Consider the following 13394-nt stretch of genomic DNA (forward strand, 5'->3'; position numbering starts at 1 on the left):
GATCCCCTCTCCCCGCGCGGCGAGAGGGGGCCCCGCTCAATGTGCGGGCTGGGACGGCACGCCCTCCTTGTCGTGCGTGCCGAAGCGCTCCACCAGCGTGGCGCTGGCCGCGTTCAGGCCGATCACCGTGACCTGCCGGCCCTGGCGGCGCGCCTTCGTCACCACGCGGTCGAGGGCGCCGACGGCGGAGATGTCCCAGAAATGGGCCGCGTGCACGTCGATGACGATGCCCTCGAGCGGCTCCAGCACGTCGATGGCATCGCCGAAGCCGCCGGCCGAGGCGAAGAAGATCTGGCCCGTGACGCGGTAGGTCCGCACCCGGCCGTCCGCCGACAGATCGGACGTGACGCGGCTGAGCCGCGAGACCTTGCCGGCGAAGAACACGCCCGAGAGCAGCACGCCCACGAGGACGCCGATGGCGAGGTCCTTCGTGGCGACGACGACCGCCACGGTCGCCAGCATCACGGCCGAGGAGGGCAGGGGGTTGGTGCGCAACGACAGGAGCGAGCGCCACTGGAAGGTGTTCAGCGAGACCATGATCATCACGGCGGTCAGCGCCGCCACGGGCACGATCGCCAGCAGGTCCTGCAGCGCGACCAGGAGGACGAGCAGGGCGCTGCCCGCCACGAAGGTCGAGAGCCGGCCGCGCGCCCCCGACGAGACGTTGATCACCGACTGGCCGATCATCGCGCAGCCGCCCATGCCGCCGAAGAGCGCCGAGGCCATGTTGGCCACGCCCTGGCCGGCGCATTCGCGGTTCTTGTCGCTCGGCGTGTCGGTCATGTCGTCCACGATCTGGGCCGTCAGCAGGCTCTCCAGCAGGCCGACCGCGGCCAGCGTCGCCGCGTAGGGCAGGATGATGCGCAGGGTCTCGAAGGTGAGGGGGACGTCCGGCAGCGCGAAGCTCGGCAGCGCCGAGGGCAGCGCGCCGAGATGCGCGACCGTGCGCACGTCGAGGTGGAACAGAGCGGTGATCGCGGTGAGCGCCGCGATCGCGATCAGCGGAGACGGCACCGCCCGGGTGATGCGCGGGACGCCGTAGATGATGGCGAGCCCCAGCGCGATCAGCCCGTAGGTCGCCGGGGTGACGCCGGTGAGTTCCGGCAGCTGCGCCAGGAAGATCAGGATCGCGAGCGCGTTGACGAAGCCCGTCATCACGGATTGCGAGACGAAGCGCATCAGCCGCCCGAGCCTGAGCAGGCCGGCGAGGATCTGCAGCAGACCCATCAGGATGGTGGCGGCGAACAGGTACTGCACGCCGTGGTCGCGCACGAGATCGACCATCACGACCGCCGTCGCGGCGGTCGCCGCCGAGATCATGGCGGGCCGCCCGCCCGCGACCGCGATCACGCAGGCGATGACGACGGAGGCGTAGAGGCCGACCTTCGGATCGACCCCGGCGATGACGGAGAAGCCGATCGCCTCGGGGATCAGGGCGAGGGCCACGACGATGCCGGAGAGGATGTCGGCGCGCAGGCGCGTGAGGCCGGCGCGCGGTTGGGCTGGGGAACGGGTCATGGAATGTCCGCAGGAGACGTCGGCCCGCACGCGGCGCGTGGGGGTACGGACGGTCTCGATTGCGTGGTCCGGCGGATCGGCGGCCGGAAGAGCCACCCGGGCTTTCACCGGGTCCAGGCGGATGAGGGCGGTCTAGCAGACTTGCGGTGCATCGCAACATGTTGCGGGCGCGCCGCGTCCGCTGTCGCGTCCCCCACCGCGTCCCTGCTTCGCCTCAGGCGCCGTCCGGGCCGGTGCGGTCGGGGCGCACCAGGCTGCCGAGCGCGCAGCCCGCCGCGTAGGCCGCGAGCATCAGCGCGCCGCCGTCCAGCCAGAGGCCGGCCACCCCCGTGACGAGCCCCGCGGCGGCGACGCCCCCGAGGCCGAGCACGGCGGCGGCGAGGCCGAGCGGGACCGCGCGGTCCCGCGGCCAGCCCGAGAGGGCGCCGATGCCGAGCCCGAGGAGGAGGGCCACGGCTAGTCCCGGCCAGAGGCCGGCCAACAGAACGATCACGCGGCGTCACCTCCCAGCGGCCCGCGGCTGGCATGCGGGCGCGTCCGGCGCAAGGATGGGTCAGGGGCTCGGCGCCAGGGCCACGCTGCGGCGCTCGCCCGCCGGCCCGTCGCCGAGCGCCACCTGATCGGCGCCCGCGCCCGCCTGGAGGAGATAGTCCAGAACCGCCTGGGCGCGCAGCCGGGCGAGATCCTCGCCGGAGGGCTCCGGTGCCGGCTCCGGCTTCGCGGCGGACTTCGCCGCCGGCTTGCCCTTGGCCGCCTTTCCCTTCGTGCCTTTCTCCGGAGCCTCGGCCGGCTTGGGCTCCGGTGCGGGCTCCGGCGGCTTCACGTCCTGCGGCCGCTTGGTGCCCGGCGGGTCGGCGTGGCCGGTCACTGCGAGCCGCAGGGTTGGGCAGGCCTTCGCGAGGGCGGCGGCGGCGTCGAGGATCGGGTACATCGCCGCCGTCAGGGCGGTGCTGCCGGGCTCGAAGCGGAGGCGCTCGTTCCAGGCGGCGTCGAAGCCCGCGCGGCAGGACTCGGCGTCGCGCCGCGGCGCGGCCCCGCGCGGCAGCACCGCGACCCGGCTGGTCCAGCCCGCGGGGAGCGCCCGGGGCAGACTCTCGGCCACGCGCGCGGCGCTCTCGCGATAGAGGCTCTCGCCGGTGAGCGCGAGCTGGGCGTCCGCCACCGCGATCTCGCCCTCGGCGAGGTTCGCCAGCGCCGGCACGGCCGCCTCCAGGGCGGCGGCGAGGTTCGGCGGCGCGCCGTCCGCCAAGCGGGTTCGGTCGAGGACGCGCTCGCGGAAGAAGCGCGCGCGCAGGGCCGCCAACAGCCGCTCGCGCGCCTCCGGGCTCGGCAGGTGGCCCGCGACCACGACGCTGTCGGCCTCGCGGCGCAGGCTCACCCGGTAGGGCGAGAGCGGCCGCACCGCGAGCGTCATCGTGCCGGCCGCGACTCCCTTGGGCAGGCGCGCGCGCATCAGCGCCTCGGCCTCGCCCACCGCCTGCGCGTCGAGGGCGTCGCCCGTGACGGTGACCCGGCCGTTCTCGAAGGCGACGCGCCCGCTCTGCAGGAGGTCGGCGAGCGCCAGCATCGCCCCGGCCAGCGCGCGCGGCTCGATCCCGGGGGCCAGGCCGCGCGCGGTCCGGGTGCGGTCGTCCACGAAGGCGCCGCCCGCGGCCTCGGCGGCCGCCCGCCGGATCTCGGCCCGCGCGCTCTCCGAGACCGTGTTGCCCGTGAGCACGAGACCGCCGCCGGACACGCGCTCCACCCCGAAGCGAAAATCGGCCACGCTCGGCGGCAAGATGTCGATGCGCCCGATGCTGTAGCCGCGCGGCGGCTCGCCGAGGCCGGCGCGCAGCGCGTCGTAGGCCTCCACGTCCACCGCCTCGCCGGAGGCCGAGATCACGGTGTCGGTGAGGCTGACCCGGGCGCCGGGGGCGAGGCGCGACAGTTTCGCGGCGGCGTAGGCGGCGGCCGCGGGGAAGTCCGGCGGGGCGCCGCGGGCGGCGCGGGCCTCGTCGTCGAGGGCCGCGCCGGCCGGCAGGGCGGCGACCAGCACCGCCTCGAAGGCGCGGCGGCCGATCTCGGCCGGGCGGCTTCCGGTGAGTGCGACGCCCGTCCCGGTGCGCTCCGCCGACCAGACGAAGGGCGCGGCCGTCTCGACGAGGCCGATGTCGGAGACGATCCGGCGCGGGCTCGGCAGGGCGGCGAGCCGCGTCAGGGCGGCGGCGCGCTCGGCCTCGCCCGGCGCCTCGCCCCGGGCCGCGAGATCGCGGCCCCGCGCGGCGACCCGCAACCAGGGTTCGCCCTCGCGATCCTCCGTGAGGCGCACCACCTCGCGCGCCTCCGCCTCGATCCGCTCGCCGATCCGGGGCGCGGCGAGCAGGGTCGCGCCGCCCCAGGCGACGGCCAGCAGCGGCAGGCCGGCGAGCCAGCCGAACCGGCGGAGACGGGTCTGTCGATCGGGCAGCGGCACGGGCGCTCTCGCAGGGCTGATCCGCAGGCCGTCAGATCAGCCCGACTTTCCGGCATCTTGAAGGCCGCCGTCCATTCCCCCGCCTGCAGAAGGGGCGGGAGGGCGTCGCCCTGCGCGAGCCCCGCCTCAGCCGCCGGCCGCCTCGCGCAGCATCTCCAGTTCGAGCCAGCGGTCCTCGGCCCCCGCGAGTTCGGTCTCGGCCTGGGACAGCATCGTGCTCGCCTTGTCGAAGCGGCCGGGGTCGCGGGCGTAGAGGCCGGGATCGGCCAGGATCTCGCGCAGCTGCGCGATCGCCGCCTCCAGCTTCTTCATGCGCTCGGGCAGCGTCTTCAGTTCGTGCTGGTCCTTGAAGCCGAGCTTCGGCCGCCCCGCGGGCGCGGCGGCGCGCTCGCGCGGCTCGGCCTTCTCGGATCTCGTTTCCTTGCGCCCCGCGGCCGTGCGGGCCTGCACGCCCGCGCCGCGCTGGCCGATCATGTCCGAGTAGCCGCCCGCGTACTCGATCCAGCGGCCCTCGCCCTCCGAGACCAGCACGCTGCCGACGACCCGGTCGAGGAAGTCGCGGTCGTGGCTCACGAGCAGCAGCGTGCCCGCATAGTCGTCCAGCATCTCCTGCAGCAGGTCGAGGGTCTCGAGGTCGAGGTCGTTCGTCGGCTCGTCGAGCACCAGCAGGTTCGAGGGCTGCGCCAGCGCCCGGGCGATGAGGAGCCGGTTGCGCTCGCCGCCCGAGAGCACCGAGACCGGCGTGCGCGCCTGCTCGGGCGCGAACAGGAAGTCCTTGAGATAGCCGATCACGTGCCGGCTCTGGCCGTTGACCGTGACGGAATCGCCGCGCCCGCCGGTGAGCACGTCGCTCACGGTCTGCGTCGGCTCGAGCGTCGCCCGCGCCTGGTCGAGGATCACCGGCTGCAGGTTGGTGCCGAGCCGGATCGTGCCGGAATCGGGGGCGAGCTGGCCCATCAGCAGGTTGAGCAGCGTCGTCTTGCCGGCGCCGTTCGCCCCGACGATTCCGAGCCGGTCGCCGCGGGTGACGCGCAGCGACAGCCGATCGACGATCGTCCGCGCGCCGTAGGCCTTGGCGATGTCCTTCGCCTCGATCACCAGGGTGCCGGAGCCGTCCGCCTCGCTCGCCTGCATGCTGACGCTGCCGACCGGGCGCCTGGCCTCGCGCCGGGCCTGGCGCAGGGCGTGCAGGTTGCCGAGCCGCCGCACGTTGCGCTTGCGCCTGGCGGTGACGCCGTAGCGCAGCCAGTCCTCCTCGGCGGCGATCTTGCGGTCGAGCTTGTGCCGGTCGCGCTCCTCCTCCTCGAAGAAGGCGTCGCGCCACGCCTCGAAGCTGGAGAAACCCTGGTCGATCCGCCGCGTCACGCCGCGGTCGAGCCAGACGGTCGCCCGCGACAGGGCCGAGAGGAAGCGCCGGTCGTGGCTGATCAGCACCAGCGCCGCGCGGCTCCCGCGGAGTTCCCCTTCCAGCCACTCGATCGCCGGCAGGTCGAGATGGTTCGTCGGCTCGTCGAGGAGCAGCACGTCGGGCTCGGGCGCCAGCGCCTGGGCGAGCGCGGCGCGCCGGCCCTCGCCGCCGGAGAGCTTCGTCGGGTTCTCCTCGCCGGTGAGACCGAGGCTCTCCAGGAGGTAGCGGGCGCGGTGGCTGGCATCGCCCGGGGCCAGCCCCGCCTCCACGAAGGCGAGCGTGGTGGGATAGCCGGAAAAATCCGGCTCCTGCGCGAGGTAGCGGATCGTGGTGCCGGGCTGGACGAAGCGCTTGCCGGCATCGGCCTCGACGAGGCCGGCGGCGATGCGCATCAGCGTGGACTTGCCCGAGCCGTTGCGGCCGACGAGGCAGGTCCGCTCGCCGGGCGCGATGGCGAGCTCGGCACGCTCGATCAGCGGCGTGCCGCCGAAGGTCAGCGCGATGTCCTGAAGGGTGAGGAGCGGTGGGGCGGCCATGCGCGGGCTTATGACAGCGCGCGCCGGCCTTCACAAACGCCGCGAAGCCGCCTCAGGCCGTCGGGTTCGCCGGGCCGGTCGGGGAGGACGGTGTCGGGTCGACGACCGGGATCTCGGTCGGCTGGCCGCCGGGCGTCTCGGGCGGGCTGTTGGCCGGGACCTCCGCCGGGCCGGGGCTCGGCACGGTCGGCGGCTCGTAGGGCGTCTCGGATGGGGGACCGGGCTGGTCCGGCACCTCGGGGACTCCGCCGGGATTGGCCATGGCTACGCTCCTGCGCTGGCACGCCGAACGGCCTCGGCGTGTCGCCGCTAACGGGGCGCGGGACAGCCGGTTCCGCCGCCTACTTCTTGGTCAGGAGCAGGGTACCCTCCTTGCCGAGCGACTTCTGGATCTTCTCGGCGAAGATCGCGAGCAGGAAGGGCAGCTTCACCTCGACGCGCACGCTCTCGGGCCCGACATCGATCGCGCCCTCGACCTTCTGGGCGAGGGCCGAGAGGCCGAAATCGAGGCGATCGCCCGTCCAGGCGAGGCGGTCGAGCGCGACGCCGCTCTTGGCGAGCATGCCCTTGCCCTGCTCGACGCCGGTCTCGATCCGGCGGCGCGCCTCCTCGCGGCCGAGGTCGTGCGGGATATCGACGATCAGGGGTTTTGCCATCGCGCGGGGGTTCCTGCTGTGTCAGGCGCGAGATGGGGGCGCGGGCCGCCGGCGGCAACGCCGCGCCTCCGGCTGTGCATGAGGCCGCGCGCGAGACCGCGCGAGAGACCGCGCGAGAGACCGCGAATGCGCGCGCCGGCCCCACCGCGGCATGGGTGGGGCCGGCGCGCGGGTCTCGGGCGAGACCCCGGTCTTCCGTGCGGAGAGATCGGTCCGCCGGTCGTTCGGCGCCGTGTCAGTCCATGACCTGGAGCGAGACGTAGGTCGTGCCGCCCATGCCGAGCGCCCGGGCCGAGCCGCGGGACAGATCGATGATGCGCCCGCGCACGAAGGGGCCGCGATCGTTGATCCGCACGACGACGGAGCGCCCGGTGCGCTTGTCGGCGACCCGCACCCGCGTGCCGAAGGGCAGGCTGCGATGGGCGGCGGTCATGCCGTTGGGGTTGAAGCGTTCTCCGTTCGCGGTCCGATGTCCGCTGCCGTACCAGGAGGCCGCTCCGCTCTGGGCGGAGGCCGGCACGCTGGCGGCGAGCGCCGCGACGGTGCCGAGGATGGCGGCGGTGGTCCGGCAGACAGGCTTCGTGGCCATTCGCATTCCCTTTGTTGTTTGCGACGGCGGGGCCAATCAAACCCGGGCTCGGCCAAAATGAGGCAGGCTCGCGCTGCCCTATTCGCATCACATTTTGGGCGACCGCGCCCTATGCGTTGAGCTTTCATTAAGGGGTGATGCGGCGAAGTATTGTTTACTTCGTTTTTTCTTGGGGGGATGTGCTGGCGGCCGGCGAATGTCAGTGCTCGGAAGCAATCGGCACGATGCGAAAAATTACCTACCATGCCGTGAGATCTGCGCGTGGCGAAACCCTGGATCCCGCTGAATGGGATGCACGTCGGGAACCAGCGGGTCCGAGAAGGGTTCGAGCGCACCGTTCGCGGCGCAGGCCTCCCCGCTTCCCGCCCACGGGAAGAGGCTCGCAGGCCTCGTGTCGTCTCCTCGTGAAGCGCGGGCGACGCCGGTGCGGCGGTGAGGATGGCGGATCCGAAGGAGACGTGCCCGTCGAAGCTCCCTCGACCACGCCCGCGCGTTCGCTCAGCCGACGACAAGTTCGGCCGAGCCCGTTGCCCGCACCCCAGGGAAGGGAGATCCGCTCGATCCGGCGCGATCGACCGGAGGCCGTCTCACACCAGCGCCGCACCGCGCCGGTTGACGTAGATCGCCATCAGACTGTGCGAGACGCAGAGGAACAGGCGGCTGCGGTAGCGGCCGCCGAAGCAGAGGTTCGACACCGCGGCTGGGGTCCGGATCTTGCCGAGGAGCGCGCCGCCCGGGTCGATGACGTGCACGCCGTCGCCCGCGCTCGACCAGAGGTTGCCTTCCTCGTCGCAGCGAAAGCCGTCCGCCATGCCGGGCGCGACCGTGTGGAAGACCTGCGGGTTCGAGAGGCGCCCGTCCTCGCCGACGTCGAAGACCCGGATGTGGCGCGTCGGATCGTCCGCGAACTGCAGGCCCGTCTCGGCCACGTAGAGCCTGCGCTCGTCCGGCGAGAAGCAGAGCCCGTTCGGACCCTCGAAATCGCCCGCCGCCACGCTGAGCGAGCCGTCGCGCGGATCGAAGCGGTAGAGGTTGGCCGGCAGCTCCGGTGCCTGCTTGCCGCCCTCGTAGTCGGTCTGGATGCCGTAGGGCGGGTCCGAGAACCAGATCGTGCCGTCGGACTTGCAGACGATGTCGTTGGGCGAGTTCAGCCGCTTGCCCTGGTACGAAACGACCAGCACCGTGACGCTGCCGTCGAGCTCGGTCCGACTGATCCGGCGCAGCCGGTGCGAGCAGGAGAGGAGCCGCCCCTGCCTGTCGCGGGCATGGCCGTTCTCGAAGCCGACATGCGCGCGGTAGACGCTGAGGCCTCCGCCCTCGCTCCAGCGCATCACCCGGTCGTTCGGAAGGTCGGAGAACAGCAACTCGTCCCGGTCCCCGAACCAGACCGGGCCCTCGCACCAGCGGAAGCCTTCGGCCAGGGTCTCCAGCGGCGCGTTGGGCAGGACGAAGCTCTTGAAGCGCGCCTGCGTGACCTCGAAACCCTCCATGCCGAGCGCCCCTACTTGAACCGCCCCGGCCTGTTCACCGTGGGCTCAACGTCGAGCCCGGTGACGATCATGGTGCAGGGCTCGTCGCCCACCGTGCCCGAAAGGTGGCCCTTGCGGCCGTCGCGCTCGCGGGTGTTCTGGTCCTCGCCGAACATCAGCTCGCCGGGGCCCATCTCGACCCGCTTGCCGTCCATCGTCTCCACGAACCAGCGGCCGGTGAGGATCGCGATCCACTGGGGCTTGGGATTCTCGTGCCAATCGCCGACCCAGCCGACCGGCAGGACCGTGAAGGTCACGCCGGCCTCCGACGGGTCCATCTTGTCGTTCCATTGCGGTGCCACGCCGGGCCCGACGCCCTGGAACTGGAAGTCCGTGAGTTCGAATCGCTCCTGGCGGCTCACGCCCTCGGCGTCGGTGTAGACGTGCCAGTACGGCATGGCGGGAGATGTGGGCTCGGACATCGCGTCGGATCCTTCAGGGTTTGGCGGGCGCTTCGGCCGCGTAGGGGCCGGACGAGAGCGGGTGGCGGACGATCTCGGAGGCCGGCGTGTAGCTGCCGCCGATCACCACGAGCAGCAGCCCGCCCACGAGGCCGAAATTCTTGAGGAAGTCCCAGAAATGGGCCCGGCCGGCGCCGTTGCGCGACCAGAAGGCCGGGTATTCCCAGAACCGGTGGAACAGCACCGCGGTGACCGCGCAGAAGCCCATCAGCACGAAGGCGGCGGCGCGGTCGTACCAGCCGATCACGATCAGCACGGGCGCTACCGTCTCGACCAGGATGCCGAGCACCAGGAGGAGCGCCGGGAAGGGCAGGGGGCCGGAGGCGGCCTGCTCCATCGCCTCGTCCCAGTGCACGACCTTGTCGAGCGCGCTCGGCGGGAACATGCCGACGAGGCAGATCTTCGCCGCGAGCGGCACCGCCACGAGGTTGAGCCAGGTCGCGAGGTCCATCGGGGCGTGCGGGCTCCGGTACGGCGGGGCCATCCCCGATCCGTGCCGCCAACGTTCGCCACGGGTGGGGGTTTCCGGCGACGTGGCACGGAGCGCGGCGCCTGCCGCATCGCAGCGAGCACGATCCCGTGACGGTGCCCGCCGGAACGGCTCGGGAGAGGCCACGTTGCCGGGCTGTCCTATCCTTGCCGCGCGGCGGACCGACCGATGCAGGACCATTACGACATCATCGTCATCGGCTCCGGCCCGGGCGGCGGCTCGCTGACGGCACGGCTCGCCGGGACCGGCAAGCGCATCCTGCTCTTGGAGCGGGGCGACTACCTGCCCCGCAGCCAGGAGAATTGGAGCGCCAAGGCGGTCTTCGTCGATGGCAAGTATCAGGCGGCGGAGACGTGGTACGGCGGCGACGGCCGGGCTTTCCACCCGGGCCTGCACTACTACGTGGGCGGCAACTCGAAGGTCTACGGCGCGGCCCTTCTGCGCCTGCGCGAGCGCGATTTCGGCACGGTGCAGCACGTCGATGGCGTGTCGCCGGCCTGGCCAGTCTCCTACGCGGAGTTCGAGCCCTACTACGCGCAGGCGGAGCGCCTGTTCGCCGTCCACGGCAACCGCGGCGAGGACCCGACCGAACCCTGGGCGAGCGGCCCCTACGACCACCCGGCGGTGAGCCACGAGCCGCGCATCCAGAAGCTCTCGGACGATTGGGCCCGGCACGGCCTCAGGCCCTACCACCTGCCGCTCGGCATCAAGCTCGACGAGCGCAACGGGCGTCCGACGCCGACGAGCATCTGCATTCGCTGCGACGCCTTCGACGGCTTCCCCTGTCTCCTCAACGGCAAGGCCGACGCGCAGGTGATGACGGTCGACCCGACGCTCGCCGCCCACGACAACGTCACGCTGCTCGTCAACGCCTACGTCTCGCGGCTGGAGACCGACCCGTCGGGTAGGACGGTCACCGGCGTGCGGGTGACCCGGGAGGGCCGCGAGGAGCGCTACCGCGCCGATATCGTCGTGGTGGCCTGCGGCGCGCTCTCGTCGGCGCTGCTCTTCCTGCGCTCGGCCAACGCCGCGCACCCGAACGGCCTCGCCAACGGCTCCGATCAGGTCGGGCGCAACTACATGCGCCACAACATGTCGGTGCTGATGGCGCTCTCGAAGGAGGTCAACGACACCGTCTTCCAGAAGACCCTCGCGCTCTCCGACTTCTATTTCGCGTCGAAGGACTGGGCGTTCCCGATGGGCCTGATCCAGATGTGCGCCAAGACGCATCCGGACCAGATCCGCGGCGAGGAGTTTCCGCGATGGACGGGCTTCCTGCCGGACGCGCCCTTCGAGATGGCGGCGCGCCACGCCATGGACTTCTGGCTGCAGAGCGAGGACCTGCCGCACCCGGACAACAGGATCAGCATCGATCGCGAGGGGCGCACGATCCTCGACATCCGCGAGACCAACCGCGAGGCGCACGACCGCCTGCGGGCCAAGCTCTCGGACCTCCTGGAGCCCGCCGGCGCCTATACCTACCTGTTCGAGCGCTCGCTCTATCTCGGCAAGAACATCCCGCTCGGCGGCACGGCGCACCAGGCCGGCACCCTGCGCTTCGGCACGGATCCCAGTTCCAGCGTGCTCGACCTCGACTGCAAGGCGCACGAACTCGACAACCTCTACGTCACCGACGCGAGCTTCTTCCCCTCGATCGGCGCCGTGAACCCGACGCTGACCATCATCGCCAACGCCCTGCGGGTGGCCGACCGCATCGCCGAGCGGATCGCCTGAACGCCTAGATGGCGTCGTAAGCTCAGGCTTGCCTGCCCGGGACGAATCCTGTTAAGGGGACCGCCTTTCCGCGATGCGTTGCGCCGCCATCGCAGGGGGCCCTTCGGGCTTCCCGCTCCCGAAACCCTTGCACGGACGGCAGGCACGCGCCCGCCGAAGCAGAACATGAAGATCCGCAACTCCCTCAAGTCGCTCCGCGGCCGTCACCGCGACAACCAGCTCGTGCGCCGCAAGGGCCGGGTCTACGTCATCAACAAGACCCAGAAGCGCTTCAAGGCCCGCCAGGGCTGAGGCCGACCGCCCGCTTCGGTGGGCGTGCGATCGGAATTCGAGAGGCAGGTGCCGCCCGCGGCGCCTGCCTCTTCGCGTTGGCGCGGCGCTCCGGCGCGTTGACGGGGGGCGCGGGCGCGCACAAGCTCGCACCATGCTGCGCTCCGTCCTCCCCGGCCTGCTCGCCGCCCTGATCGCGGGCTCCGCGCTCGCCGCTCCACCGGGTTTGTCCGGCCGCCCCGAGGCGGAGCAGCCGGCCGAGCGGAAGAAGCCCGCACCGGCGATCAGCCTGGACGATCTCTTCGCGCGCCTGCGCGAGGCCGACGACGACGAGGAGGCCAAGGGTGTCGCCAAGCTGATCGAGCGCCGCCTCGACCGCTCCGGCAGCGCTACGGCGGATCTCCTCACCGACCGTGCCCGGCAGGCGATGAGCGCGAAGGATTTCGCGCTCGCGGCCGAGTTGATGGACCGGGTCACCGCCCTCGAGCCCGCCTGGTCTGAGGGCTGGAACCGGCGCGCCACGGTGTTCTGGCTGCTCTCCGACAAGCAGGCGGCCGTGGCGGATCTGCAGCGCGCCCTGGTTCTCGAGCCGCGCCACTTCGAGGCCTGGGCGGCGCTCGGCCGGATCTACCTGTCGATGGACGACAAGGCGCGGGCGCTCAACGCCTTCCGGCGCGCCGCGGCGCTCTACCCGCGCATGGCCAAGGTCAACGAGGCGATCGACCGCCTCGCTCCCGACGTCGACGGCCGCGACCTGTGAGGGCCGTCCTGGCGGTGCTCGCAGTCCTGGTCGGTACGCCGCTCCTCCTCGGGCTCTGCATCCTGGCGGCGGGCGCGGTCGCGAGCCTCCTGATCGGATGGCGCGCCGGTGCCGCATACCCGCCGGCCGGCCCCTTCGTGCCCGTCGCGGGCGGTCGCCTCGCCACCCTGCAGGCCGGGCCGGAGACGGCCGCGCGCGGAACGGTGGTGCTGATCCACGGCGCGTCGGCCAACGCCGCCGACCCGATGGAGGGCGTCGGCCGTCTGCTCGCGGCGCGGGGCTTCCGGGTGATCGCCTTCGACCGGCCGGGACACGGCTGGAGCGACCGGCTCGACGCCGCGACGCCCGCCGCGCAGGCGGGCCGGATCGCCGAGGCGCTGGTCGCGCTCGATGCCGGTCCCGTGATCGTCCTCGGCCATTCCTGGGGCGGCGCCGCGGCGCTGGCGCTCGCCCTCGACCATCCGGAACGGGTCTCGGCCCTCGCCCTGGTCGCGCCGGTCGCGCTGCCCTTTTCCCGAACGATGACGCTGCCCTGGTACTGGCGGCTCGCCGCGCAGCCGCCCGTCGCGTGGCTGCTCAGCCGGACGCTCGGGCCGCCGCTCGCCCTCTACTACCTGCGCGGCGCCGCGTCCCAGGCCTTCCGGCCCCAGCCCCCGGCCGCGGACTACCTCGGCCGGGCGCGGGTGCCGCTGGGGCTCCGGCCGGGCGCGCTGCTCGCGAATGTCGAGGATCTGATGGGGCTGCCCGCCGCGCTCGAGCGGCAGAGCCCGCGCTACGAGAGCTTGCGCCTGCCCGCGCTGGTCGTCTCGGGCGATGCCGACCCGCTGGTGCGGATCGAGGCCCAGTCCGAGCCGCTCGCGGCTCGCATCCCCGGCGCGCGGCTCCTGCGCCTGCCGGGTCTCGGCCACATGGTGCCGTGGGTGGCGGGCGACCGCCTGGCGGAGGCGGTCGCCGATCTCGCACCGGTCGCGTCGGCGACGCGCTGATCTCC

The 13394-nt window shown here is 72.7% G+C and carries 14 protein-coding genes and 1 other annotated feature; of the genes, 4 read left to right on the forward strand and 10 right to left on the reverse strand.

Features of this window, described 5'->3' with window-relative positions; translation table 11 throughout:
* Positions 1 to 36: 36 nt before the first annotated feature.
* The 10 genes from MFF56_RS09475 to MFF56_RS09520 form a co-directional block, all read right to left on the reverse strand.
* Positions 37 to 1518: a SulP family inorganic anion transporter gene (locus MFF56_RS09475; protein ID WP_066925229.1), complete on the reverse strand. Its 1482-nt coding sequence runs from the start codon at positions 1516 to 1518 to the stop codon at positions 37 to 39.
* Positions 1519 to 1580: 62 nt separating this feature from the next.
* Positions 1581 to 1636: a sequence feature (sul1 is cis-regulatory element that is thought to sense ions involved in sulfur or methionine metabolism; They are found in Alphaproteobacteria), on the reverse strand.
* Positions 1637 to 1732: 96 nt separating this feature from the next.
* Positions 1733 to 2011, reverse strand: a complete 279-nt coding sequence (locus tag MFF56_RS09480) for a hypothetical protein (RefSeq protein ID WP_066925232.1) — start codon at positions 2009 to 2011, stop codon at positions 1733 to 1735.
* Between the two features lie 60 nt (positions 2012 to 2071).
* A complete protein-coding gene (locus tag MFF56_RS09485; protein ID WP_238229964.1) occupies positions 2072 to 3970 on the reverse strand; it encodes a hypothetical protein in 1899 nt (632 codons plus the stop codon).
* A gap of 126 nt (positions 3971 to 4096) precedes the next feature.
* Complete coding sequence (locus tag MFF56_RS09490; RefSeq protein ID WP_238229965.1) at positions 4097 to 5914, reverse strand: ATP-binding cassette domain-containing protein; 1818 nt, start codon at positions 5912 to 5914, stop codon at positions 4097 to 4099.
* Positions 5915 to 5966: 52 nt separating this feature from the next.
* On the reverse strand, positions 5967 to 6176 hold the full coding sequence (locus tag MFF56_RS09495; protein ID WP_066922701.1) for a hypothetical protein: 210 nt from the start codon (positions 6174 to 6176) through the stop codon (positions 5967 to 5969).
* A 79-nt stretch (positions 6177 to 6255) separates the two neighbouring features.
* A complete protein-coding gene (locus MFF56_RS09500) occupies positions 6256 to 6570 on the reverse strand; it encodes a polyhydroxyalkanoic acid system family protein (RefSeq protein ID WP_066922699.1) in 315 nt (104 codons plus the stop codon).
* 235 nt (positions 6571 to 6805) lie between these two features.
* Positions 6806 to 7159: a septal ring lytic transglycosylase RlpA family protein gene (locus tag MFF56_RS09505; protein ID WP_066922696.1), complete on the reverse strand. Its 354-nt coding sequence runs from the start codon at positions 7157 to 7159 to the stop codon at positions 6806 to 6808.
* 587 nt (positions 7160 to 7746) lie between these two features.
* The gene (locus MFF56_RS09510; protein ID WP_066922694.1) at positions 7747 to 8649 is read right to left on the reverse strand and encodes an SMP-30/gluconolactonase/LRE family protein; all 903 of its coding nucleotides are present in this window, start codon (positions 8647 to 8649) and stop codon (positions 7747 to 7749) included.
* 11 nt (positions 8650 to 8660) lie between these two features.
* A complete protein-coding gene (locus tag MFF56_RS09515; protein WP_066922691.1) occupies positions 8661 to 9110 on the reverse strand; it encodes a cupin domain-containing protein in 450 nt (149 codons plus the stop codon).
* 13 nt (positions 9111 to 9123) lie between these two features.
* Positions 9124 to 9633, reverse strand: coding sequence for a DoxX family protein (locus MFF56_RS09520; RefSeq protein WP_238229966.1), 510 nt, complete (start codon positions 9631 to 9633; stop codon positions 9124 to 9126).
* A 174-nt stretch (positions 9634 to 9807) separates the two neighbouring features.
* Between MFF56_RS09520 and MFF56_RS09525 the strand changes: the two genes are divergently transcribed.
* The 4 genes from MFF56_RS09525 to MFF56_RS09540 all read left to right on the forward strand — a co-directional run bounded on the left by MFF56_RS09525 (position 9808) and on the right by MFF56_RS09540 (position 13389).
* Positions 9808 to 11373, forward strand: coding sequence for a GMC oxidoreductase (locus MFF56_RS09525; RefSeq protein ID WP_066922689.1), 1566 nt, complete (start codon positions 9808 to 9810; stop codon positions 11371 to 11373).
* A 165-nt stretch (positions 11374 to 11538) separates the two neighbouring features.
* Positions 11539 to 11664 carry a type B 50S ribosomal protein L36 gene (gene ykgO / locus MFF56_RS09530; RefSeq protein WP_003601867.1) on the forward strand — a complete coding sequence of 42 codons (126 nt, stop codon included), beginning with the start codon at positions 11539 to 11541 and terminating at the stop codon, positions 11662 to 11664.
* 133 nt (positions 11665 to 11797) lie between these two features.
* Positions 11798 to 12403, forward strand: a complete 606-nt coding sequence (locus MFF56_RS09535; RefSeq protein ID WP_066922687.1) for a tetratricopeptide repeat protein — start codon at positions 11798 to 11800, stop codon at positions 12401 to 12403.
* Positions 12400 to 13389 (forward strand): alpha/beta fold hydrolase, encoded by a 990-nt coding sequence (locus MFF56_RS09540; protein WP_238229967.1) that lies wholly within the window; start codon positions 12400 to 12402, stop codon positions 13387 to 13389. The genes MFF56_RS09535 and MFF56_RS09540 overlap by 4 nt, the downstream gene beginning before the upstream one ends.
* Positions 13390 to 13394: the final 5 nt, after the last annotated feature.

The sequence above is a fragment of the Methylobacterium hispanicum genome, assembly GCF_022179285.1.
Taxonomy (GTDB): domain Bacteria; phylum Pseudomonadota; class Alphaproteobacteria; order Rhizobiales; family Beijerinckiaceae; genus Methylobacterium; species Methylobacterium hispanicum.